This is a genomic window from Candidatus Cardinium hertigii, from assembly GCF_003788695.1.
On the sequence record NZ_RARA01000025.1, the window covers coordinates 134,816 to 161,247 of the forward strand.

17 protein-coding genes are annotated in these 26,432 nt (G+C 36.8%); 14 read left to right on the plus strand and 3 right to left on the minus strand.

The genetic code is table 11. The features are described 5' to 3' along the window. Positions 1-161: 161 nt before the first annotated feature. The 10 genes from serS to vgrG all read left to right on the plus strand — a co-directional run bounded on the left by serS (position 162) and on the right by vgrG (position 13,567). Entirely contained in the window at positions 162-1,439 is a 1,278-nt protein-coding gene (serS, locus tag EDM02_RS03740; RefSeq protein WP_123663195.1) for a serine--tRNA ligase, read from the plus strand. A gap of 84 nt (positions 1,440-1,523) precedes the next feature. Then, positions 1,524-2,786 carry a M16 family metallopeptidase gene (locus tag EDM02_RS03745; protein ID WP_123663197.1) on the plus strand — a complete coding sequence of 421 codons (1,263 nt, stop codon included), beginning with the start codon at positions 1,524-1,526 and terminating at the stop codon, positions 2,784-2,786. 6 nt (positions 2,787-2,792) lie between these two features. Beyond that, a complete protein-coding gene (gene ffh / locus EDM02_RS03750; RefSeq protein WP_123663199.1) occupies positions 2,793-4,091 on the plus strand; it encodes a signal recognition particle protein in 1,299 nt (432 codons plus the stop codon). Between the two features lie 575 nt (positions 4,092-4,666). Further along, a complete protein-coding gene (gene rpsO / locus EDM02_RS03755) occupies positions 4,667-4,942 on the plus strand; it encodes a 30S ribosomal protein S15 (RefSeq protein WP_123663201.1) in 276 nt (91 codons plus the stop codon). Between the two features lie 214 nt (positions 4,943-5,156). Further along, positions 5,157-7,322: a polyribonucleotide nucleotidyltransferase gene (pnp, locus tag EDM02_RS03760; protein WP_123663204.1), complete on the plus strand. Its 2,166-nt coding sequence runs from the start codon at positions 5,157-5,159 to the stop codon at positions 7,320-7,322. Between the two features lie 68 nt (positions 7,323-7,390). Next, positions 7,391-8,254 (plus strand): sigma-70 family RNA polymerase sigma factor, encoded by an 864-nt coding sequence (locus EDM02_RS03765; protein WP_123663206.1) that lies wholly within the window; start codon positions 7,391-7,393, stop codon positions 8,252-8,254. A gap of 3 nt (positions 8,255-8,257) precedes the next feature. Next, positions 8,258-9,199: a thioredoxin-disulfide reductase gene (gene trxB, locus EDM02_RS03770; protein WP_123663208.1), complete on the plus strand. Its 942-nt coding sequence runs from the start codon at positions 8,258-8,260 to the stop codon at positions 9,197-9,199. 42 nt (positions 9,200-9,241) lie between these two features. Next, entirely contained in the window at positions 9,242-10,102 is an 861-nt protein-coding gene (locus EDM02_RS03775; protein WP_123663210.1) for a DMT family transporter, read from the plus strand. Between the two features lie 114 nt (positions 10,103-10,216). Further along, positions 10,217-11,662: a sodium:solute symporter family protein gene (locus tag EDM02_RS03780; protein ID WP_123663212.1), complete on the plus strand. Its 1,446-nt coding sequence runs from the start codon at positions 10,217-10,219 to the stop codon at positions 11,660-11,662. Positions 11,663-11,776: 114 nt separating this feature from the next. Then, positions 11,777-13,567, plus strand: a complete 1,791-nt coding sequence (vgrG, locus tag EDM02_RS03785) for a type VI secretion system tip protein VgrG (RefSeq protein WP_123663214.1) — start codon at positions 11,777-11,779, stop codon at positions 13,565-13,567. A 582-nt stretch (positions 13,568-14,149) separates the two neighbouring features. On the opposite strand, the gene mraY is transcribed toward vgrG, so the two are convergent. Next, entirely contained in the window at positions 14,150-15,385 is a 1,236-nt protein-coding gene (gene mraY, locus EDM02_RS03790; RefSeq protein WP_123663216.1) for a phospho-N-acetylmuramoyl-pentapeptide-transferase, read from the minus strand. 343 nt (positions 15,386-15,728) lie between these two features. Then, on the minus strand, positions 15,729-17,369 hold the full coding sequence (locus EDM02_RS03795) for an AMP-binding protein (protein ID WP_123663218.1): 1,641 nt from the start codon (positions 17,367-17,369) through the stop codon (positions 15,729-15,731). 625 nt (positions 17,370-17,994) lie between these two features. Between EDM02_RS03795 and EDM02_RS03800 the strand changes: the two genes are divergently transcribed. From EDM02_RS03800 to EDM02_RS03815, 4 genes are all read left to right on the plus strand, one after another. After that, positions 17,995-19,749 (plus strand): AMP-binding protein, encoded by a 1,755-nt coding sequence (locus EDM02_RS03800; protein WP_123663220.1) that lies wholly within the window; start codon positions 17,995-17,997, stop codon positions 19,747-19,749. Positions 19,750-19,876: 127 nt separating this feature from the next. Next, the gene (locus EDM02_RS03805; RefSeq protein ID WP_123663222.1) at positions 19,877-21,190 is read left to right on the plus strand and encodes an RP439 family protein; all 1,314 of its coding nucleotides are present in this window, start codon (positions 19,877-19,879) and stop codon (positions 21,188-21,190) included. Positions 21,191-21,576: 386 nt separating this feature from the next. Then, entirely contained in the window at positions 21,577-22,785 is a 1,209-nt protein-coding gene (locus EDM02_RS03810; RefSeq protein WP_123663224.1) for a lipase family protein, read from the plus strand. Between the two features lie 117 nt (positions 22,786-22,902). After that, positions 22,903-23,985 (plus strand): hypothetical protein, encoded by a 1,083-nt coding sequence (locus EDM02_RS03815; RefSeq protein ID WP_123663226.1) that lies wholly within the window; start codon positions 22,903-22,905, stop codon positions 23,983-23,985. Between the two features lie 530 nt (positions 23,986-24,515). Here EDM02_RS03815 and EDM02_RS03820 read toward each other — a convergent pair. After that, on the minus strand, positions 24,516-26,327 hold the full coding sequence (locus tag EDM02_RS03820; protein ID WP_123663228.1) for an AAA family ATPase: 1,812 nt from the start codon (positions 26,325-26,327) through the stop codon (positions 24,516-24,518). Between the last annotated feature and the right edge of the window lie 105 nt (positions 26,328-26,432).

The window sequence follows — 26,432 nt, forward strand, 5'->3', positions numbered from 1 at the left end:
AGAACCGTTGAATACGATGCTACGGTAAATCTAATTATGAGCAAGTATACAACCATAATTTTAAAAAATCAAATTTTTTATCACTTTCAGTAAAAAAATATTAAAATAAACCAAAAGCTCGTAACTTAGAGTGGAGATGCCAGTATCATACATTCAATAAAATGATTACCTTACACCAGATTAGAACAGATAAAAAAGCAGTTATAGATCGCTTATATAAAAGAGGCTTATTTGCTGCACAAGCGTTAATAGAAACCATATCTACATTAGATGTAGAAAAAAGGGGCATACAAACGCAACTGGACCGTTTAACTGCTCGCCTCAATAAGGTTAATAAAAAAATAGGAACCCAGATTCATAAAGACGGGAAATTAGAAGCGCTTCATGATCACAAAAAGGAAATCAGCACATTAAAAGAAGAAGAAAAGTGCTTACAACAAAAGCTTAAGGAATATGAAACGTTCCTTTTAGAAAAGCTCTATCAGTTACCAAACGTACCACATGAAAGTGTCCCATTTGGTACTAGTGCTGACGATAACCAAGTTATATATCAAACATGTGATGTACCCCATGCCAAGCCAGAGCAGTTGGCTCATTGGGATTTAGTTAAAAAATATGACCTGGTTGATTTTAAACTGGGCAATAAAATTACGGGCGCTGGCTTTCCGGTATACAAAGGCAAAGGAGCTAAGTTACAACGTGCTTTAATTAATTTTTTTCTAGACCAAGCATCGGAAGCGGGCTATATAGAAACCCAGCCCCCTATTTTAGTAAATGCATCATCTGCCTATGCAACGGGTCAGTTACCTGATAAGGAAGGACAGATGTATCACATAATGGCAGACGATTTGTATTTAATTCCTACTGCAGAAGTGGCTATCACCAATATCTATCGTGATTGTATTATAGCAGAAACTGAATTACCCATTAAGCATGCTGGGTATACGCCTTGTTTTAGGAGAGAAGCAGGTTCTTGGGGAGCGCATGTACGTGGACTCAATAGATTACATCAATTTGATAAGGTAGAACTGGTCCAGATTTGTCATCCCCACCATTCCTATGCAAATCTAGAAGCGTTATTGTCCTATGCACAAGGACTAGTAGCACAATTAGGATTACCCTATCGTATTCTTAAGCTTTGTAGTGGAGATTTAGGTTTTTGTGCTTCTATGACCTATGATATAGAAGTGCGTTCTGTAGTACAAAATAGATGGTTAGAAGTAAGTTCGATTAGTAACTTTGAAACCTTTCAATCCAATAGATTATCTCTACGATATAAGGATAAAAAAAATAAAAGCTGTCTTTTACATACCGTAAATGGCAGTGCCTTGGCGCTACCACGTATCCTAGCGGCACTACTGGAATGGTATCAAACCCCAACGGGCATCCATATTCCCCAAGTTTTACAGCCTTATACAGGATTCGAAAAAATTAATTAAAGCGCTTGCAAATGTAATCCCCAATAGCATCTCGTTTATATGTGATCCTATACTTTATAATTATAAAATTAATAATAAACGCAAATGATTCATTTCGAAAAATTTACTTTAACCAATGGCCTACAAGTTATTGTACATGAAGATGCAGCTAGTCATATTGCTGTAGTAAACGTAATATATAATGTAGGTTCTCGAGATGAGCATGCCTCAAAAACAGGTTTTGCCCATTTATTTGAGCATTTAATGTTTGGAGGTTCCTGTAATATTCCCTCTTACGATACGCCTCTCCAGCAAGTAGGGGGGTATAATAACGCTTATACGACTACAGATTTTACCAATTATTATTGTGCACTTCCTGCTGTTAATCTAGAAACTTCCTTTTGGCTTGAGTCTGATCGTATGCTGGGATTGGCATTTGATGAAAAATCATTTGCAGTACAACAAAAGGTTGTGATAGAAGAATTTAAAGAACATTGTCTTAATAAGCCCTATGGCGATGCATGGCACCATTTAACAGATATGGCTTACACTACACATCCCTATCGATGGCCCACTATTGGCAAAATGGTAAGCCATATAGAGAACGCTACTATGGAGGATGTAAAGAGCTTTTTTTACCAATTTTATAGATCTAATAATGCTATTTTAGTGGTAGCTGGAAAAGTGAAGCAGCAAGAAGTAGCGCAATTATGTAAAAAGTGGTTTGAACCTATTCCAGCTGGTGTACCCTACTATAGATCATTGCCTCAAGAGCCAGATCAGTTGATAAATAGGCGAAAAGTAGTTGAGGGTGATGTACCGTTCAATATGCTTTACAAAGCCTATCATATGCCAGGGCAAGGTATGCCAGGTTATTATCCGGCAGAAGTATTGAGTAATATATTGAGCGAAGGAAAGTCCGCTTTATTGCACGCCCATCTTGTAGAAGATCAAGAGCTATATACCAGGATAGACAGCTATAGTACGGAATCGTTCGACCCTGGTTTATTGGTAATTAGCGGCAGTTTAACCAATGGAGTGCAATTTGAAGAAGCTGAAAATGCCTTATTAGAAGTATTACAAAAAATAGCTACTACTACAGCTATTGAATTAGAAAAGGCTAAAAATCAGATAGAGGCACAGTTAGTATTTGCGCAAATACATTTAATAAATCGTGCGCAAGATTTAGCAATAGCTACTTTATTGGGAGATACCGATTTAGTAAACAAAAAAATTGCGTATATTCGACAAGTTACACTGGAAGAAGTCAAAGCAATAGCTCAAATGATTTTAAAGGAGCAAAACTGTGTTACGCTTCATTACCAGGCAAAAGAGCTAAAACACAAACCAACTGGGTTGCAAATTTAATTTCATATGTTTCAAAGCCTTAGTAAGAATCTAGAAAAAGCCATTAAGTCCTTAAAAGGGCAGGGCCGTATTACAGAAATAAACATTGCTTCTACTATAAAGGAAATTCGTAGAAGTTTGGTTCAGGCAGATGTGCATTATAAAGTAGCCAAACAGGTTACGGATGCTATTAAACAAAAAGCCATAGGTACCCATGTTATTACAGCGGTTTCACCAGGACAGCTCTTTACCAAGTTGGTACAAAGTGAGTTGACCCATTTAATGGGAGATACGCATGTTGAGGTGTGCCTTACTGGTAATCCAGCTATTATTTTGGTAGCCGGATTGCAAGGTGCCGGTAAAACAACCTTAGTGGGTAAGTTGGCTTACTACTACAAAAAGAAAAACAAAACACCTCTTTTAGTTTCTTGTGATGTCTATAGGCCTGCAGCAGTTGATCAACTTAAAAAACTGGGAGAACAATTGGGTGTAGCTGTTTATACAGATTCAGAAGAAAAAAACCCCCATACTATTGCTAAAAATTCCATTCAAGAGGCTAAAAATCAAGCAGCAGATCTTATTATTGTAGATACCGCAGGGCGTTTAGCTATTGATGAAATGATGATGCGCGAGATTCGTATGCTTAAAGAAAGTTTAAAGCCTTCGGAAACGCTCTTTGTAGTGGATGCTATGGTAGGCCAAGATGCGGTTACCACAGCACAGGCCTTCAATGAGCAAATCGCATTTGATGGGGTAGTGCTTACGAAGCTAGATGGAGATGCCCGCGGTGGCGCAGCGCTTTCTATTCGTAGTGTAGTAAATAAACCGATTAAGTTTATTAGTACGGGTGAAAAGATGCAGGATTTAGATCTCTTTCATCCAGACCGTATGGCTAGTCGTATTTTAGGTATGGGAGATGTTATTTCGTTTGTAGAGCGAGCAGAACAGATTTACACCGAAGAACAACAACGTACATTAAATCAGAGAATAAAAAGCAATCAGTTTAATTTAGAAGATTTAGCTAAGCAAATTCAACAGATTAAAAAAATAGGTAATATAAAAGAAATGATTACTATGCTGCCAGGGGCAGACAAACTGCTACAAGATGTACCGCTAGGTAACGATTTTTTTAATGACTGTGAGGTAATTATCAACTCTATGACGCCTAAAGAAAGGAGACAACCTCATATTATTGATCGCAATCGCCGTGAACGTATTGCTATGGGTAGCGGAACGACTATACAAGAGGTAAATCAATTACTAAAACAGTTCGATATGGCTTGTAAAATGATGAAAAAAGTACACAAAGGCAAATTTAAATTTTGATCTAACGGATCTGAATGATCTAAACGGGTATCCGTTCAGTGATGTGGTCTATGTGTATCCGTGTTCGTACCAATTAGAAATAGTACAATAATACAAGATCATAAAAACGCGCCTTGAACAAAGGTGTGACTAGAAAAGTTCAGTCTGAAAGGTATTAGAAAATCAGCCTGTTTGAGCCCTAGGCTGTAGGCCTGGGCGAGTTCTGATTTTCAGCTTTCAGATTGAACTTTTCAACAGCTTTGTTCACCAGCGCTTGATTTTTTTTGGCTACTTTTTTTGATCAAGCAAAAAAAGTAGCTTTAAAAGAAATAGTTTTAAAATAAAATTAATAAAATAATCAATTATTAAATATTAGCAAATAGAATATGGCTGTCAAGCATGTAAACAAATACAATAAAAACATTGCTGCCACGCAAGTGAACGAATACTTTGCAGATTTGCTAAAACATGATTTTATTATTAAATTTACTTAGGGAGCGTTGCATTATTAATTATTTTAGAATGGGCATAGCGGGCATAAAGATTATTGTTTCAATTTAATTTATTGTTAAATATACATATTAATTAATATACATATGAAGTTGGTGCATCAAAACAAAGCAGATCTTTTTAAAACTTTTGGGCTCAAGCGGTCTGAAAAAGATAGTGGTTCTGCTGAATCACAAATTGCCCTATTTACCTATAGAATTAAACATTTAACGGAACATTTAAGTGTTAAAAAAAAGGATTATGCTGCAAAATTAGGCCTTATAAAATTAGTTGGTAAACGCAAACGGTTATTAGCCTATCTTAAAAAAGACAATCTAAATCGTTATAGAGGTATCGTTGCAACACTTGGTTTAAGAAAATAATCCATAATTATTTTTTAGGTTCAGTATGCGTTGGGTTTCGAGTGCTTTTTATAATTCTTCATCTATTCTTCTAAAGAGTCCATAGGGAAAATTCTATTTTTTTTATTTTCCTGCTATTTTTAAAAATTTAATATTTTTATATAGTGGTTGTATTATACGTTTCTATGTTTCATTATACGCCTTAATATGTTTTAAACATGCTCAGAAAATTCATATGCTCAGAAAAATAATTTCAAAAACCATAAAGTTGCCGGATAGTCGTGTAATGACTATAGAAACGGGCAAATTAGCTACCCAAGCTGATGGTGCAGTGGTTGTTCGGATAGGTAACACCATTCTGCTGGCTACTGTGGTGGCCAAAGAAGGTTCAGTAGAAAGTCCTTTTAGTTTTTTTCCTCTTTATGTAGACTATCAAGAAAAGTTTGCTGCTTCTGGTAAAATACCTGGAGGATTTTTAAAGCGAGAGGGTAGGTTAGGGGATCATGAAATTATCATTGCCAGGTTAGTAGATCGTGCCATTCGCCCCCTTTTCCCCAAAGGATTTAACAGTGAAGTTCAAATAAACATATCATTGATATCTGCTGATGATGAAGTTTTACCAGATGCACTAGCTGCTTTAGCAGCCTCTTGCGCTTTGGCTGTTTCTTCTATTCCATTTAATGGACCTATTTCTGAGGTTCGTGTAGTACGTATAGACGGCGCTTTTTTAATAAATCCAGTGTCTAGTCTTATTGAAAAGGCTGATATTAACCTTATTGTAGCTGCTACTGAGGATAGTGTACTTATGGTAGAAGGAGCCATGCATGAGGTACAAGAAGCCGAGATGGTAGAGGCTATCCGTTATGCGCATGAAGCTATTAAGTTACACTGTCAAGTGCAAAGAGCACTTATGGAGGCGGTGGGTGTCGAGAAAAGCGTATTTAAACCCATTGATTTTCTCGCTACAGTAGATTATCATTCTGCCTTACGTGAAGCGATTTACCTCGATATGTATGCAGTAGTCAAACAAGGTATCCCTTCTAAAATTTTGCGTAAAGAGGCTTTTCTAGCTGTAGAACATCGTTATAGAGAACAGTTGGCTCAGAATCAAAAAGGTGAGGAAGTAACCCATACACAACAGAAAGAATTTATATATTCCATAGAAACGCAAGTTATTCGAGATCTTATCTTACACGAAGCACTTCGTTTAGATGGCCGTCAATTACATGAGATTAGGCCTATTGAAGCCGAGGTAGATTATCTGCCCTCTGCACATGGCTCTGCCCTTTTTACAAGAGGGGAGACACAATCCCTTACTACGGTTACGCTTGGCAGCAAATTTGATGAGCAAATAATCGATAGAGCTATGGAGGATGGATATAGCCGTTTTATACTGCATTATAATTTTCCTGCCTTTTCCACCAAGGAAATTAAACCCAATAGAGGTCCTTCTCGTCGAGAAATAGGTCATGGTAACTTAGCTATGAGGGCACTGCAAGCTGTTTTACCTCCTGATAAAGAAAATTTGTATACCATACGCGTGGTGTCTGATATCCTCGAGTCAAATGGTTCTTCTTCTATGGCGACCGTTTGTGCTGGCTCTTTGGCGCTTATGGATTCCGGAATTCCTATTAAGGCGCATGTATCAGGTATTGCTATGGGGCTGGTGATAGATCCTATTACCGGTCGGTTTGCTGTTTTATCTGATATCCTTGGTGATGAAGATCGTGTAGGTGATATGGACTTTAAGGTAACCGGTACCCATCAGGGCATTACAGCATGTCAGATGGATATGAAGGTGGCTGGTATTTCTTATGCGATGCTTGAACAAGCGCTTCTGCAAGCTAAAGAAGGTAGGTTCCATATTGCTCAAAAAATGGCTGAAGCGATGGCTACGCCTCGTCCAGAAAGCAAACCACATGCTCCAAAAATTGCCAATATAGAGATTGAAAAAGAGATGATTGGGGCTATTATTGGCCCTGGAGGTAAGGTCATACAAGAGATTCAAAAAGATACAGGCACCCGTATCGATATTATGGAGCAGCATAATAATGGTATGGTTACCATATTTGCTTCTAATCAAGCGTGTCTACAAAAGGCCCTTAGTAGAATACATACTATTGTAGCTAAACCGATTATTGGTGAAATTTACATGGGTAAAGTTAAGTCTGTACTTAATTATGGCGCATTCATAGAGTTTATGCCTGGTAAAGATGGCTTATTACATGTATCGGAAGTGTGTTGGGAACGCATTGAAGATCTTGAAAAAGTATTAGAAATTGGGGAAACATTACAAGTAAAACTAATTGGTATAGACCCTAAAACAGGTAAATATCGATTGTCCCGTAAGGCGTTGCTCCCTGCTCAGAAAGATGCTGCAGTTGTCAACGTAGCTGTTTAACTGATGTTACGTACCATCAAGATGCAGTAATACAAAAGATATACAAGTAATCTAAATTTAATTTTATTATGAGACAGCTGAAGATAAGCAAACAGATCACTAATCGTGAAAGCCAATCTTTGGATAAATACCTTCAGGAAATTGGTAGAATTCCGCTTCTTAACGTTGATGAGGAAGTTGAGCTTTCTAAAAAAATCAGAATGGGAGATAGGGCCGCTTTTGAAAGATTGACCAAGGCAAATCTTCGTTTTGTGGTTTCTGTAGCTAAGCAATACCAGAACCAAGGATTATCTTTGAGTGACTTGATTAATGAAGGTAATCTAGGTTTAATTAAATCTGCGCAACGGTTCGATGAGAAGAGAGGCTTTAAGTTTATTTCTTATGCGGTTTGGTGGATTAGGCAATCTATATTGCAGGCCCTAGCTGAACAAGCTAGGATTGTACGTTTACCATTGAATAGGATTGGTTCTCTTAGTAAAATTTCTAGAACTTTTTCCCGTTTGGAGCAAAAGTATGAGCGTGAGCCGACTGTAGAGGAATTGGCTGAGTTTTTAGAGGTTGATCCGGAAGAAGTGAGAAGTGCTTTAAAAGTTGCGGGGCGCCATATTTCTGTAGACGCTCCTTTTGTACAAGGGGAAGAAAATAGCCTTTTAGATGTATTGGAGAGCGATGTAGAAAAAAAACCAGATAGTGAGTTGATGAATGATTCTTTGTGTAAAGAAATTCAACGTTCATTAACTGTACTGACGCCTAGAGAGCGTGATGTGCTCTGTTATTATTTTGGACTTAACAATATCGAAATATTGACGCTAGAAGAAATAGGAGGCCGTTTTGGATTAACACGGGAGCGTGTGCGCCAAGTAAAAGAAAAGGCCATTAAAAAACTAAAAACAGCGGTTAGTAGTGAAACGCTAAAATACTATTTGGGATAAATTGTGTCCAATCAGCCTGTACAACTCGTTATTATTGGAGGAGGTCCAGCTGGTTATACTGCTGCGCTCTATGCTGCCCGTGCAGGTCTACATCCTATTCTATATCAAGGTCCGCAACCAGGTGGCCAATTAACTATTACGGGGGATGTGGAGAACTATCCTGGTTATAGGAATGGCGTAATGGGAGCTGTTATGATGGAGGACTTTCAAGCACAAGCAGAGCGCTTTGGTACGATTATCAAAGAGGGGAGTATAACGAAAGTGGATTTTTCTATTTATCCACGTCTATTAATAGTAGATAGCGGGGAGCATGTGTTAGCTCGATCCGTTATTATTGCCACTGGCGCTTCTGCAAAATGGCTAGGTTTACCTTCAGAAAAAAGATTTTATGGGAAAGGCGTATCTGCTTGTGCGGTCTGTGATGGGTTCTTTTTTAAAAATGAAACCGTTGTAGTGGTTGGCGGAGGAGATACTGCTGCCCAGGAATCATTGTATTTAGCTAAACTGTGTAAAACCGTTCATCTTCTTGTTCGTAAAGGACAGATGCGTGCTTCCAAAATTATGCAAGAACGCGTTTTTAAACGATCGAACATTGAAATTTGGTTTCATACGGAAGTTAAAGAGGTGTTAGGTCAAACGGTTGTAGAGGCCATAGAAGTCATCCATACCCTATCTAAAAAAATTACCACTATACCCGCTACTGGATTTTTTGTTGCTATAGGTCATCAACCCAACTCTTTGCCATTTTTTCCCTATATGGCAGTAGATAGCCAAGGCTATATTCAAATACAACCAGGAACCACTAAAACAAATATTTCTGGAATTTTTGCAGCTGGGGATGTTCAAGACGCCCACTATCGCCAAGCGGTAACAGCTGCTGGCACAGGTTGTATGGCTGCCCTAGATGCAGAACATTTTCTTCAAAATTATGAAGATATTATATAGGTAGCTATCTACTGATAGATAGCTTAAATCGATTAAAAAAAGATGTATCCTCAGAAAAACGCTTACCTGCAATCATTGTTTTGGTTATTGCTTGGTATTCTTTCTAGTTGTTTTAATGATGTGGTCACCAAGTATGTAACAACAGGCCTTACTATCTGTCAAGTCTGTTTCTTCCGTTTTATATTTGGTAGTTTGGTTTTAGTGCCTATTATTATGTATTCCAGCAATGACCATCTTTTTAGAACCAAACGGCTTCCTTTGCATTTTTTGAGGGGACTATTTTTAGCTATAGCCATGAGCTTATATTCCTATGGATTAACCCAAGTGAAGATGAGTACCGTAACTATCATTGGCTTTGCTAATCCTATTTTTGTACTTATTTTAGCTAGTATTTTCCTTAAAGAGCAGGTTGCTTGGCCCATATGGGTAGCTACCTGCTTAGCTTTTATGGGCATTGCTTTCATCGTTCGTCCTGCTATAGTAAACTATAATACCCCTCTCTTAGCTTGTGTATTGGCAACAGTTGTTTTTGCCTTATTAGATATTATCAATAAAAAATATATTACACATGAACCTATTCTTTCTGTAATCTTTTTTTCTAATTTGTTCGCCTCCCTTTGTATATTCCCAGTAGCATGGTATGATTGGCAAATACCTACCTTACCACAGCTATGCGTGTTGGGCGTGCTGGGAATTGGCAGTAATCTGATCCTCTATTTCTTATTAAGAGCCTTTGCCCTATCAGACATTTCTGTTTTGGCGCCTTTGAGGTATATAGAATTGGTAGTGTCTATGGTATTTGGCTATTTATTTTTTGATGAATGGCCAACGCTTGATACTTGTTTAGGTGCTATGGTGATTATTGCCTGCAGTTGTTTTGTTACTTATTATCAAAATCGTTAAAAATCGTTAATACATATTAAAAAATTGCTTGCAAATCTCTTCTTTTTATTGCGAAAATAATCTAAATTAAGATCCTAAGATCTTGTAACTTTTTATATCATAATATATAATTATATGCTTTCATTAAATGCTTATATACCATTCTTAATGGTAGGAGGATTTTTATTATTGACCTTAGTGGTAGGGCTGCGCTTTAAAAGTAAAACAACCCTATTACGGGAATATGCAATTGGTAATAAGCAATTTCCTACGGCTACGTTGGCAACTACCATATTGGCTGTTGTGTGTGGAGGAGGGATGCTGAAGTACAACGTAGAACTGATCCATCAAGAGGGGCTTTTCTGGGTAATAATGTTACTTTTTAGTTCTGTAGGTATTTTGATTATAAGTCCGTTAGCGCTTTGTATGGGGCCATTTATGCAACACCTTTCTATGTCAGAAACAATAGGGAGTGTATATGGGAAGTATCCAAGAATTATTGCCGCTATAACCACTATTGGTTTTTCTATTGTCCTAATTGCTATTCAAATTAGTGTAATGGCTAAGGCAATTAATATGTGTATGGATACAGTTGATTCTAAAATAATCACTATCGTAGCTACCTTAGTGCTTATTTGCTATTCTGCCATTGGGGGTATTCGTTCTGTTACCTTTACCGACGTATTGCAGTTTGTAACCTTTACCATCATTATTCCCCTGTTGGCTGTAAATTTATTTCATAAAATAGATAACCCAATAGAGACCATTGTACCTTTTTTACAGCGTCAAGAAAAGTTTCAGTTTGGTAGCATATTCCATTTGAATATTAATTTAGTAGCTATACTTTCAATAATTTTAAGTTCGTTGTTGTCCTATACACACCCTATAGTGGTACAAAGGGTATACATGTCTGCTAGCCCCATTCAAGCCAGTAAGGCTTTTTTGTATGCTGCTCCTTTTGGCGTTCTTATATATTTTTTTATTATTTTAATTGGTCTATTTATTTTTGTATCTGCCCCAACGTTATCTACAGAACAGATTTGGCCTCATATAATGAGCCAACTTTCGCCTGTTTTTAAAGGATGGGTTTCCATAAGTTTATTGGCTATGGGTATGTCCACAGCTGATTCTTGCTTACATGTTTGTTCTGTTATGGTTAGCCATGATATGGTAGAAAGTGTGCGAGGGAACAAGGTGGTTTCTTATGTTTATCAGTTTGGGTTGAGTAGGCTGACTTCTATAGTTGTGGGTTTATTAGCTATGATATTAGCTTTTAAAGATAATAATGTAATGGAATTAAGAATTTTAGCTTGTGAATTTCCTGTAGTTATCATAACTGCCCCTTTTATTTTAGCCGTTTTAGGCTTTCGGGGTACTGCGTCTACTGCTTTAATCGGTATGACCACAGGTTTGCTAACCCTTTTGGCTTGGAATAAATGGATTGAACCAGTAACAGAGATAATGGGTGCTTTTCCTTGTATGGTAGCCAATGGCCTGGCTATGATGGCTGCACACTATTTACTTCCACAACCAGCCGGTTCCGGATGGGTAGCAAATGGTGCCTTAAAGCAAACTAGGTAAATGCATATCCGACAAAAAGCATGTAGAGAGGCCAAAATGACTTCTGCCCTACATTTTATGAGATCTCGTTAGTAGAAATATTTTTCTTTACTGTAAGCCTTTATCTTCTATACCATGAGCTCTATACCAAATGATTTTATCAAGTATTCCATAAAAATAGGTTCTAAAACGTTAGATGCAAATTACCCCATACAGTCTATAATGGTTGATAAAAGAATCAATACAATCCCTTATGTAAAAATAGTTTTGCATGATGGAAACATTCAATCACAAACCTTTTCTATAGCAAATGATAAGACTTTTGTTATAGGAGCTGCTGTTACCATACAAGCCGGCTATGGAAATGCACTAGAGCAGATATTTCAAGGGGTAGTGGCAAAATTGGCTATTCAGTCTAGATCAAAAGGATCATCTAACCTTACTGTAACTTGTAGAGATCTCTTCTATAAGACAACACTTACCCCAAAAACCATGCATTTTGAAAAATGTAAGGATAGTGATCTCATAAAAAAGATTTTGGGTACATATAGTGGATTAAAGCATAAACTTGAAGCTACTGACATTATGCATGAAAGTATTTCGCAGCATGAAATATCAGATTGGGATTTCTTAAATATTCGTGCAGAAGCAAATGGACAAATTGTGGTGGTGAATGATGGACAAATTGCAATTAAGCAGCCTAAAACTAGAGGTAAGGGGGCTTTTACCTATACGTATGGAGTGGATTTTATTGAATTTGATGCTGAAATAGATGCAAAAAGTCAATGGGCAGGCGCTAATGCTATTGCCTGGGATAGTAATAAACAAATTACAGTTTCTGTAAAAGCGCATGAGCCAGGGGAGCAATCTATGGGAGATCTTTCCTATAAAAAACTTATTTCTGCTACTAGCCAAATGCCTGTTTCTATATCCCATGGCGGTATACCAGATCCTTCGGAAATAAAAACGTTAGCAACTGGCTTATTAGGTCGCAGTAGAATAGCTAAAATAAAAGGAGTGGTTACCGTTGCGGGCAATGCTAAATTACTGCATGATTGTCTTGTGACCATTGTAAAAGGCGCTACGCACTTTTCAGGCGATGTCTATGTATCTGGCATTCGACACCTTATAGAAGCAGGAAACTGGCAAACAGAGCTCACCTTAGGATTAGATACCCAACGTTATATGCGGAAATATGATGATATTGGTACACTTCCAGCAGCAGGAATGATGCCGCCTATACATGGGCTGCAACTTGGTATTGTAAAAAAAATTACTGAAGATCCTCAAAAAAACAATCGGATTTTGGTTCATCTGCCTTTAGTGCAAGATAAGCCCAAAGAAGGCATTTGGTGCCGTTTAGCCTCTTTTTATGCGACGCAACAATCAGGTGTTTTTTTTATTCCAGAATTAGAGGATGAGGTAGTGGTAGGCTTTGTTAATGATGATATTCGATGTCCTATTATTCTAGGTTCTCTTTATAGCGGTAAACATTTACCGCCTAAGATGGCTGACGATAAAAATCTTTTTAAATCTTTTGTTTCCCGAGAAAAATTAGAGTTGACCTTTCATGACGATAAAGAAGGGCCTGAAATTATCATTAAAACCGCTACAGGGGGGCTTATTCAGATATCAGATAAGAAAAAAAGTATTGAAATTGTAGACCAGAATAGTAATAAAATTATTTTAAGTAAAGATGGTATTGACCTAACCAGTAGTAAAGATATTAATTTGAGTGCACAGGCAAGTATAACCATACAATCAGGAAAAGATATTGTGGTAAATGGGACCAAAGATATAAATTTAAAGAGTATGAATATCAATGCACAAGCTTCTATGAAGGCGACCTTAAGTGGAAACGCTAGTACAGAAGTAAAGTCTGGAATGGCCACTATTATAAAAGGTACAACTGTACTTATTAACTGATATTTTAGATACTTATCTATTGCATTTTTATTCAAATGGTTAAACCAGCTTTTGATATGATGCAAGCATAACGCTTCCGTAATCTATCAAACGGTTGACCAGCTGCGTAATATTAGTTATAAATGGATAGTATGTTATGGTTAGATCTATCGAAATAAGTTGGTATGGATTTATTATTAAAAATTTGGAAAGATGTGGGTGATGTTTAATTTTTTGTTTACCTTCCTTAAAAGTATTCGTTCAGTAGTGTGGCCTATGCGTGTTTTTTCACGTTCGTATTTAGAAATAGCGCAATAATGTAAGTTTATAAAAAACGCGCCTTGAACAAAGCTGTGACTAGAAAAGAAAGGCTGAAAGGTATTAGAAAATCAGCCTGTTTGAGCCCAAGGCTGTAGGCCTGGGCGAGTTCTGATTTTCAGCTTGCAGCCTGAACTTTTCAACAGCTTTGTTCACCAGCGCTTGATTTTTTTTGGCTACTTTTTTTGATCAAGCAAAAAAAGTAGCTTTAAATAATCTATAAAATATGGCTGCCATTGGGTGAACGGATACCAAACAATACAGCATATATCATTTTTAGTTTAGCTATCTGATTTTTAAAGTTATTAGCGTAGCAATAGCAAATAGAAGGCTAAGGATCAAAAACCGGGTTACAATCTTTGATTCATGCCATCCTAATTTTTGATAGTGATGATGTAGCGGAGCCATTCTAAAAATTCTCCTGCCTGTTCCATATCTTCTTTTAGAATATTTAAAATAACTAGTTTGCAGTATAACAGATACATTTTCTAGTAAGAATATGCCACATAGGATTGGAATCAATAATTCTTTTCGTATACAAATAGCAAGTACTGCAATAATAGCTCCAATGGTCAAGCTACCCGTGTCTCCCATAAAAACTTGTGCAGGATAAGCGTTATACCAAAGGAACCCCATACAAGCTCCTACAAATGCACAACAAAATATGGTAAGCTCTCCCAAATTTGGGATATACATAATATTCAAATATTTAGCGAATATTATATGACCAGATAGATACGCAAGGATTGCCAAAGTAGCGCTGACAATCATAGACGTACTGGCAGCTAACCCATCTAAGCCATCCGTCAGATTGGTGCCATTCGAAACAGCAGCAATAATAAAAGTTACAATGGCTATATAAAGTAGCCATGTATAGCTTTCACTCCCCCATAAGATGGTACTTATTTTAGTATAATCAAGTTCATTTCCTTTAAAAAAAGGGATCGTCGTTTTAGTAGACTTTATGTCGTTATAGGTAGTAGCAGCTACTTTATCTTCTGAAACTGTAAATCTTTCGTAGGATGGGGTCGATAGCTCACGTATTACTACATCTTTGTGAAAATACAGTGTACTACCCACCATACAACCTAAAGTGATTTGGCCTAATAATTTTATCCATCCGCTGAGTCCATTTTTTTGTTTTTTAAAAACCTTGATATAGTCATCAAAACAACCCACTAGACCCATCCAAACAGTAGTGATTAATAATAAGATAATGTATATGTTGTGCAATTGCGCAAAGAGTAGCGTGGGTATCACCGTTGCTAGTATAATCAAAAAACCTCCCATCGTAGGCGTATTTGCTTTAACCGCTTCCTTTTCTTCTTTGAACCCTAGTGCCCGATTGGATTCGATGATTTGTCTCCTTTTTAAAAAATCTATAAAGAGTTCTCCCAATAAAAAAGTAATTGCAAAAGAGCTAAGGGTAGCCATAGCTGCTCGAAAGGAAATATACTTAAAAAGGCCTGTACCAGGCAGGTGAAATGCGGTGTGTAGGAATTTGAATAGATAGTATAACATGGTAATAGATAATTATAGCAAAAGCAAATTATCGGTAGGCCTTTATAAAAGGATTATAAACTTTTTAAAACTACTTCTTTTAAAGCTACTTTTTTTGCTTGATCAAAAAAAGTAGCCAAAAAAAATCAAGCGCTGGTGAAAAAACTGCTGAAAAGAAAGGAAAAAAACCGAAAATCAAATCTCGCTCCTACGGAGCTCAGACAAAGTGATTTCCTTTTGATTTTTTTCCTTTCTTTTCTTTCCACAGTTTTTTCAAGGCGCATTTTTTATAAATTTACATTATTGCGCTATTTCTAAATACGAACGTGAAAAAATACGCATAGGCGACACCGCTGAACGGATACTATTTCTTTAATAATTTTCTTAGCACTTTCCCTATAGGCGATTTGGGTAAACTATTACAGAATTCCACATATTTAGGCACTTTATAGCGAACCAGTTTTTGCCTGCAGTAGGCTATAATTTCTTCAGCGGTAAGCGTTGCATCCTTTTTCACAATAAAAACCTTAATAGCTTCTTTAAGTGTAATGTCTTTTACCCCAATAGCGCCCACTTCTAGTACTTTGGGATGACCTATTAAGACGTGTTCTATTTCATTCGGGTATACATTAAAGCCAGAAATATTAATCATATCTTTTTTTCGGTCCACAATAGCCATACATCCATTTGCATCCATGATCGCAATGTCTCCTGTTTTAAACCAGCCATTTACAAAGGCCTGTTCTGTTTCCAAAGGCTTTTGCCAATACGCTCGGATTACCTGGGGTCCTTTAATTAATAGTTCTCCAGCTGTTCCATAAGGGACCACTTTACCTTGTTCGTTAACTATAATTACCCATGTACTGGGCAACGGCATTTGATGCCTTCTATCGACCACATCAGTGGAAACGGCTGGAGAACTTTCTGTAAGTCCGTAACCTTCCATAGGTTTTCTACCAGTTAAGCATTCCCACTGGTTTTTAATATGTTCTTGTGTTTTCATTCCACCTGAAAAAGTAAGTTTTAAGGCAGAAAAATCTAAATTTCTGAATTGTGCATTGGCTAATAGCTTTTCAAGCAGTGTATTAATCCCTATTAAACAAGTAGGTTTATTTTTATGTAATGCTTTTACCAATCTTGGAATATCCCTAGGATTCGTAATAAGCGAACATTTTGCGCCCATTTTAAACATTGCAAATAGACTACTCAATCCGAAAATATGGTAAAGGGGTAGTGGAATAATGGTTCGTTCTATCCCTTCCTTTAATATAAGCTGCATACTAGATTCTAATTGTTGTAAATTAGCCGTAATGTTGCCATGAGATATCAAAGCTCCTTTTGGTATACCCGTAGTTCCGCCAGTATACTGTAAAAAAGCGGTATCAGAAGATTGTAAAGCAACTGGACGGAAAAGAGCTTGTTGCCCTTTTGTTAAGACCTCCTTAAAAGCGATAGCCTGTGGTAAGTTGTAAGCAGGAACCAGCTTTTTAATATGTTTAATGGTAAAATTAAGCAATCTTCCTTTTATGGAGCCGATCATATCACCTACCTTGGTGATAATAATGGTTTGAATAGATGTATTTGGTAATATTTCAACTAATTTGTGGGCAAAATTTTCTAATACAATGATGGCGCGTACGTTGGCGTCCTTAAACTGGTAAGACATTTCATCAGGGGTGTACTGTGGATTAATGTTAACCACTATGCATCCAGCACGTAACAGCCCCAGTATGGCAATCGGATATTGCAATAGATTGGGTAGTTGAATGGCAACATGTGACCCTGCTATTAAATTTGTGTGTTGCTGAATATAAGCTGCAAAATATTTAGATAATTTATCGACTGTATCGTAAGTAAGCACTTTACCCATATTCTCACACATGGGTAAATTTTGATATTTGGCAAAAGCCTCTTCCATAAAATGGATCAATGAGCTGTACCTAGAAGGATCAATTGTACAAGGCATTGAGGCAGGATAATGATACAGCCAAGGTGTCTCTGTCATACGTATTAAAGCCATTTGTTAAATTAACCAAACAATATGAAACCGTTGCAATAGAAAATTGCAGCGATTGTATTATATAAATTCAGAGGTTTTTAATAAGTTTACAGCGCTAAAATAGGTTTATGTCCTTTTTTAGGTTTTTAAGTAACGCTTGGGTATAGATTTTCCTCTTTTATAAATTTTTTGGTTTCTATTGCAACAGCCTTAATATAGCATAAATTTCCTTAAATAACTGATGTTACGCAAATAGCTTACTATAGCACTCAACTAGTTCAGCTCTAGGAATGTAATGGGTATTTGTTCAAGTTGTGTTTTTATGATCTTACATTATTGCGCTATTGCTAGGTACAAATATGAACAAATACGCATAGGTCACTTCACTGAACGGACACCCTAATTTAGCTATTTAGATGAAAATACAATAACAGTATGTAACATCTGTTAGGTTATAAAAGGTATTTTCTATAAATTTATTTTTGATTATTTTTAATGAGATGATCTAAAAAGTATTTTGTATCGTTTAAAAGTATTTTTGTAATGCCTTGTAATGCCCGGAAAATGCCCTGTATTATCAAAAATATTATTAAGAATATGAACAAAAAATCGCAAGTACGGTACTACCATTATGCACGCTTTTGCTAACCTTGATAGGGATACAAACAAAGAGATGAAGAAGAGCTATGTGCATGGATGCACCTCCACTGCGCTTCTCTTCGAAACCATTGGGCAAAGAATGCGGATGGCAGCTACAAAGTTTCCCGATCGTACATTTGTAATCTTCAAGAGAGAAGGCATACAAAAGACTTATAAAGAGGTGCTGGAAGACAGTGAAAAACTCGCCTTAGGTCTTATCCATTTGGGTATGAAACAGGGCGATCGAGTGGGCATTTGGGCGCCTAATACATACGAATGGATAACCACTCAGTTTGGGGCTGCCTTGGCTGGACTTATTTTGGTGAATGTAAATCCAATGTATCAATTGGAGGATCTTTCCTATGCATTGGCAAATGTAGGTATCAAAGTGCTTATTGCTCCGCCAGCATTCAAGCGATCTGAATACTATAAGATATTATGTACCTTAATCCCCGGGCTAGAACATGCGCCCAGAGGAGAAGGTCAGGTGAAAACCGCTATTTTCCCTCAACTACAACATTTGATCCTATTCGATGCAGAAAATAGGGTATTCAATGGAACGTGGTCATACAGCCACGTGATGCAAATGGGGACCGATAGCAATCGAATGCAACTGGCCCAAATCGAGCAAAATATCCTTTTTGACGCCCCAGCTAATATCCAATATACCAGCGGAACTACTGGAAAGCCTAAAGGTGCCATTCTAACCCATCATAATATTGTGAACAATGCCTATTTTGTTGGGCTTCGTAGTGGATATCATGAGAAACGCAGCATTATCTGTATTCCTAACCCGCTCTATCACTGTTTCGGATGTGTAATGGGCAGTTTAAGTGCATTGATCCACTTTCAAACCTGTGTTTTCCCAGCACCTTCATTTGAGCCTTTAGCTGCTCTTCAAGCCATTGATGAGGAAAAATGTACAGCCGTATATGGTACACCAACCATGTTCATTGATATGATGAATCATGCGGAATATCCTACTTATGACTATAGTTCCATTATTTCTGGTATTATTGCTGGTGCCCCATGCCCCGTTACGCTTTGTACAAAGCTGGTCAATGAATTCGGCATGAGAGACCTTCAAGTATGTTATGGAACAACGGAGACCAGCCCTGTTTCTTTCATGTCTATACGTGAAGATCCTCCAGAAGAGCGTATTCGAAATGTCGGCCATATAATGGACCACCTTGAGGCTGCTATAGTGGACAAAGCGGGAAAGATTGTGCAACGAGGAGAAAAAGGCCAAGTTTTGGTGCGTGGCTATTCAGTAATGCAGGGTTACTGGGGTGATATAGAACAAAGTGCAATCACAGAAGACCGATGGTATCATACAGGAGACATTGGCGTGATGCATGCGCAGGGGACTGTATCGATTGTGGGTAGGTCAAAGGATATGATCGTTCGGGGCGGTGAGAATATTTATCCTACTGAGGTAGAGCAATTTCTAGATAAACATCCTGATATAGACGATGTCCAAATCATTGGTGTACCGGATGAACGCTTTGGTGAAGTGGTATGTGCGTGGATCAGATTGAAACAGGGCACAACCACAACCGAAGAGGATATCCGAGCATATTGCCAGGGAAAGATTGCGCACTTCAAAATTCCCAAATACATCTTTTTCAAGGAAGCTAATGAATTCCCCATGACAGCGACTGGCAAAATCAAGAAATATAAAATGCGTGAAACTTCTAAACAAGCCCTTCAACTCTATTCCATTGCTTTAAATAAAATAGTTACGTAATATAACCTATTATATCCTCAATTATTATAATTATAGGATAGTAGGTAAGGCGCTGTTGTTTGCATCATTATTTATTGGATATCTTACATTTAATATAAACTGGTCTATGGTTTTAAAAAATAAAAATATGGCTATACATTTCATGTTATGCCTATGGATATCAACTGTTACACAAGCATGTAGTAAGCAGCAAAGGTTAGCTATGTCTGAAGACGAAGTCATCGATACCAATTCAAATCTAGGTATGGGAGTACAGATCAGGGTCAAACAATTGGCTATAAGAGGTAGCCAGGATAAACAAAAAAATATTATTACGCAATATATTAATGAGCAACATGATGACGAAACGCATCAAACATTCACCAACAAGCTCCTTGAAAAGGTTAAAATATATGTATCAATTAGTCAAAAAATAAAAGAATGCATAAAAAATGTTTCGGTTGGTGAGATAGGATACCCTATAAAATTCAATAAAACAGCTGTACAGCTTGAGAAGCTCAGTGCATGGCTAGAGCAGCAAAAATGTGCAGGAGACTTAGACAGATTGATAGGTCGTATCATGCAAGGATTTTTCTACAAAAAATTACGCAATGACATTGATTCAGATGCATTACCAATTTTAGGTGTATCCATTGAACAGGCATTTTATGGTAATGAAGTTTCTTCAGTTAGTTCTATGTTACTTGCTACTCTTGCTACTATGTGTGGAAAAGAACCCATTAGCATGCCAGGAGCTGCTACATTTTATCCCTTTCTCAAGAGTACTTTTAAACTGCCCATTGAACTAGTAGATGAAATTCACCAGTATTCCTATCCTTTTGCTTCTGAAAAAGGCATGTTTCTCTTTGGAGATTACCAATATGGGGGCCATCGTGATTTGCCCGATCAGTTTTTATTTGCCGCTGAGGAGTGTTCTACTAGTGTAGCAAAAGCAATTAATCTTAGTTTTAAGGATAAATCAGGAATAGGGCGTGAGCTTGATACAGCTATAATGGTGGAATCGTTTTATAATAAGGAACTACAAAATAAATTTGGATATCAAGCAATTGATTACTTAAGCTCAGAAAGAGAAACTAGTGAAAACCAAAAAGCATGGGAGGCCATTGAGCCAGGAGATATTTTCCTTGTAGAAGGACATACAGCCACATTTGAAACTAAGTATAATAATAGCGGCATCACTTCTACTTTTCAATTTGGTCGAGAGATAGAAGATGCTAAGGTTGATAATCGATTAGGAGGTGGCACATATTCATATAACTTATTTACAAAAATAAAAGATAAAACTGTTTATATTTTACGTCCTAATAAAAATAAATTAAGCGAATCCATTTCTTTAACAAACCTGCTCCATACAATTGACCAAAAGTACGGCAACAAATGGCCCAATGGCCCAGCAGATAATGTGATAATTACTTGGCAGGAGTTTTTTGGAGGGAGGTAACGAATGGTCAGGAACATACTTTTGGATAAAATAATTAATTATTGAACGCTAGCCATGGTGTCCGTTCACTTGCCTGGCAAGGGTGTTTTTAATGAGGTAGGCCTTTTGCAAAAGCAAATTGAACGAGATTGCTTTTCGTAAAGTCCTCAGAAGTAGACAAAGTAAAGATGTTTTGATGCATTGCATTGTAAAATTAAATTTTCTAAACTACCCTTCGCTAAGGTTAGCGTGCAGGGTGTACGTTGAAATAAATCTTCAATTTTAAATTATAAAATACAATGTGTTATATAAGTAAATACCGCAAAAAAAATTTTATTTTGCCAGTTATCATCACTACCGTTACAGCTGCTTTAGTATTTATGGGTTGCACAAAAAGCAGCCTGTCTATGCAATCCAATAAACCAGACAGCTGTTTTAAACCAGGTAGTTCATCACAAATGGTGCAACAAAGCAAGCATGTAAAGCGTGAATATGCAGAGACAAGCAACGATGCTGTTGGCGGCATCATATGGTTGCATGGGTTAAATGGCACTGCAGATGCATTTGATCCTATTGAACAAAAACTTTTAAGGGATTTTAAGGCAAAAAAACTACTCATTATAAAGCCCACCTGCAGAGAAGAATTCCGCTCTATAAAAGAAAAAATAGGTACCCAGGCAAAAAACGTATTCGATGAAATAAAAGATTGCTTAACTAAGCATGGTAAAGATCTAGAAAAATTTCCGTTAATAGTCATCGCCAATAGCCAAGGAGCGCTTGTTGCTTGTAATCTATACGATAATTTTGGTAAAAAATTAAATATTAAAGGAATGGTGCTACTTGGTTCGCCTTTAACGGGGACTTCTGTATTTGAGCGTACATATGGAGATGTGCACACATTCATTAATAATGGTGCTGAGGGCTTGGGACTTATGGGTATAGATCCTGCTACACTTCGAATTAGTATGGATGCCATGGTTACAGTATTAAACTTTGGTAAAAAGATTGCAAAATTCCTTGATGTAAACAAAACAGCCGGCTTAGATGCTATGCATCCCACTAGCCCTGATATACAAACTTGCAGGAAAGTCTTACGTGATGATGCGCACAATAGGCATGATGTAATTGTTGCAAGTCATCAAGATGATTTTGTAAAGGTAGCTGAGCTTGATGAACAAACGTTATCTCCGGAAGATCGTCAAGCCATGAGAAGATTAAATCGCAGTTATGCACAGTTTTTGACTGGCGATGCAAATGAATTACACGATGGTTTGATACCTACAAGGAGCCAATTGCATAGAGGCAGTAGCTTAGAAGACCTTACTGGCCTTGTAGATGGTCAAAGCGAAGAAGAAGTCTTGCTGATACCGCTACCTGGTCAGAGTAAGACTGAAATGCATTTGTATAAAGATGTAATCCATGCAGACAATTATATTGTACTTGGAAACGTAATGGTTAAAAATTACTGGTCCGTACCCATTCCTAAAAAAAGGTATATACTTTATTCTGAAAAAGTCTATGAAAAAAGCATAAAACCAGCTATAGAGAAAATGCTAAATGCATCCAATCCGCTATCCGTAGATGAGCTAAACATGGGTGGATTGTCATTAGGTTAATGTGAATTCGAGCGTAAATTGCCCGTATACGTTCACTTTCGTAGCAGAAATGTTTTTAATTTAATTATTTAGATGTAAATTTATATAATCTTTTAATCTATAAAATTAAGTATAGCTATGAAAAATAAATTCAAATTCTCCTTGAAGGAGAATAATAAAAATCTTTATGGTTCCTTGGTATTACATGGTTCCTTGGTATTACTTTGTACAGCATTAACTGGATGTGGCAAATCTACCAATACGTTAAATATGGATTTGAAACGAGGTTTCTTATCTGGTAAAGACGGCTTATCTAAAAAAGAAGAAATCAAACAAGAGCCTAAAGATGAAGCTTCATCTTCGGGAATAAACTTGCAAAGTAATAATAACACGACCTCATCTTTAGAGGTTAACCAGGTTGTACAAGCTGTAAAAACGATGGAAATTTCTATTTCTTCTCCTGGTATAAGACCAATGATACAGGATTTATTAACCCTACAAAAGAAAGTTGCTGCTGATGCTGATCTTAAGTTATTTATAGCAGAATTATTGATCACACAAAATGACCTCATGCGTGAAGTTGATGAGAAGATTACGAAATTTGGGAGAAGTGACCTATTACAAAAATATAAGGAGTATGTTTTAAATGCTTTACGAGTTAATATGGATCAGGGAGTGAACATTACGTCAATACCGTTAACAGAGCTAATTACCGTACCTAGTACTAGTTTCGAAGCAGACGCAATGCAAAAATGGATACAAAACCCGGACAATATACTGTATATTAATAATCCTCAAACTTTTGAAAAAATAGCAAAAATACGTAAAAAGATGCACCAACATAAGGCAATGTTAGACACCATTGGTAAGTGCTACTCTAGTCATATCCATAATCAATGTATAGAAAGGCCATCAACGTTATTATTGATATTGCTTATACAGGTTATGCTTTCTAATCCTAATAATCAGATCAAAATTGATGATTTGATAAAAAAATTAAAGTATAATCCTGCTTCAGGCATAATTAGTAAAGATCAAGGCATGATTATAGAAGCTATAGAAGCTGTAGAAGTATTACAACTAATACAAAACATGTTCATGCCATCTCACTCTTTCCGTTATGACCGCATCCATGCAAAACATATTGATGACATAAAAAGGAGATGTAAGGAATTGATGCCATTAATATTTTTAAACGATACTAATGAAACAAAAAAATAATATCTAGGGGAGTTTATATCATTAGGAGGCCGTTGCAACAGACCGACAGTATATTTTTGTATCCGTTCAGTGGTGTGGCCTATACGTATTACGTATTCGTATTTTTAAAGTATCCGTTCAGTAGTATGGCCTGCATATCCCTGTTCGTACCCATTAGCAAAGCGCAATAATGCAAGGTCATAAAAAACGCGCCTTGAACAAAGCTGTGACTAGAAAACCTCAGTCTGAAAGCTATTAGAAAATCAACTTGTTTGAGCCCAAGGCTGCAAGCCTGGGCGAGTTTTGATTTTCAGCTTTCAGGCTGAAGTTTTCAACAGCTTTGTTCACCAGCGCTTGATTTTTTTTGGCTACTTTTTTTGATCAAGCAAAAAAAGTAGCTTTAAAAGTAGTAGTTTTTTTTAAAAAAAAGAAGTAGTTTAAAAAAAATGGATAAAATCATCAATTATTAAATATTAGCCATTTGCTATAATCTATAAAATATGGCTACCACGCAAGTGGACGGATACGTTTACGTTCCTGATAAGGAATTTCTACCTTGCACCACTTAGCTCCTCCACTTGATAGGCCAAAGCAACTTCTTTACCATAAAAAGCTAATGCCATACAACTAATCTTTTTTATATGCGCATAGGTTGTGAGATGCGCATCATATTTTTTGGTAATAATTTGTTCCAAACCTGCCTGAGCGGTAGCTGCTAAATCATTAGATGATGTAGCTAATTTGTGCTCAATAACCATGGCCCAGTCTCCATAGCCTACTTTAGGAAAGAGCAAGTGATCACATCTACCATAACCCGTTTCTTGGTTAGAAGTGATATGATAACGATTTGATAAAGGAGCCAACAAACCGCCTATTAAATTATGATAATCTTTTTCTTGGCTTAAATCATGGTAGCTCGTAGCGTTTAACAAATAGTTTCTTAGCTGCGCTACAAATGGTTCCAGTTGTTGGTTTAACAATAACCCTATAAAATCACGATATGCACTAGGCGCTATACGTAACTGCTTACCCACCCAATCAATAATCCTTTCTACATAAATGCCCCGTACTTCTCTATTGGGAATCGTTAATATATATTTTAGATCTTCCGGGTCATCATTTACCAGCATAGGATTTAAGTAGCCAGAAAAAACCAGCAAACTATAAAACAGATCTTTATTCTCTGTTAATTTTTCTAAGGAAAGCTGTTTGTATAATTTCCTAATCAATCCCTTTCCGGATAATAAAGTTTGTATATCTGATTGTATAGAATCTGTTAGCAATGCTTTATCTACTAAACCGGTACCACCGCTGTCTAACCAATAGTAGTCAAGCAGGCCTTCACTAGCTAGACATTGCATCATAGACCAAGGGTTGTAAATTAACTCACCCCCAAAAGTATAGCCATTATACCAATCCTTGATTTTTGCTGGTTCTGTTTGGGTAGGCACCTTACTAAGCAAATCATCTACTTCGCTTTGCGTAAAACCATAAAATTGTGTAAAGTTTTTATCCAACAGCGTATATTCCCGTACATTATTGAGGTCTGAAAAGAGATTGGCTTTGGCTATGCGTAATATACCTGTGATAACGCCTTTTTCTAAATAGGGATTGCTTTTTAAGGCACTACCAAAAATCCCACGGAATAGTTCTAAAACTTCTTCAAAGGATTCATTTTGATTACCAAATTTAATATATGAACTGTTGATAGGGGTATCGTATTCATCAATCAGAATATAGACCTTTTGGTTAAAATGTTTGTAGAGCAGTTCACTTAAAAAACGCAACCCTTGTTTTAAATCATTTTTATAGAGTTTCCCATCCAAATAGCACTGTAATTTCTCTTTTTGAGCATTATCCAGTAATCTCCCTGATGCTGCTAGATGTACGCTTAGATAACGATGGCAGGAAAATAATGTTATAATTTGATCTTTAATTCCTTCTTCAATTTCTTGATAACTGCTTCCTTTAACATCTTTCAGGTTAAGCAAGATAACTGGAAATTGCCCCTGGCGTTTCATAGCATGGGGATAGCTGGTAATTTTTAAAGGGTAGAGTACTTTAGTTTCGTTAAATCCTATATCTATACTACCTCCCTTAAAAAGCAAATAATTTGTGCGTGCTTCTTCTGCTAGTTTATTACCTTCTTGGTCTACTTCAATCTCAAAAAACTTGCGCAGCATATCCATGTTCAAGCTCTTACCCCAACGTCTGGGACGGGTAATCAGTATTACCTCGCTGCTTTCTTCCAATAATGCTTGAATCATTAAGCTTTTATCTACAAATACATCACTATGCAACAATAGGGTTTTAAAGTCATCGGTTCCCGTTCGGATGCGGGAATGCGTAGATACATGGGTCATAATGGAAAGAATTTGAAATGGGACATAAATAGGTTGCCTAACACAAAAAGAAGGTGACAACTGCTTTTTTATGAATTTAGCAAAATTTAAAAGAAAAAAAATGTA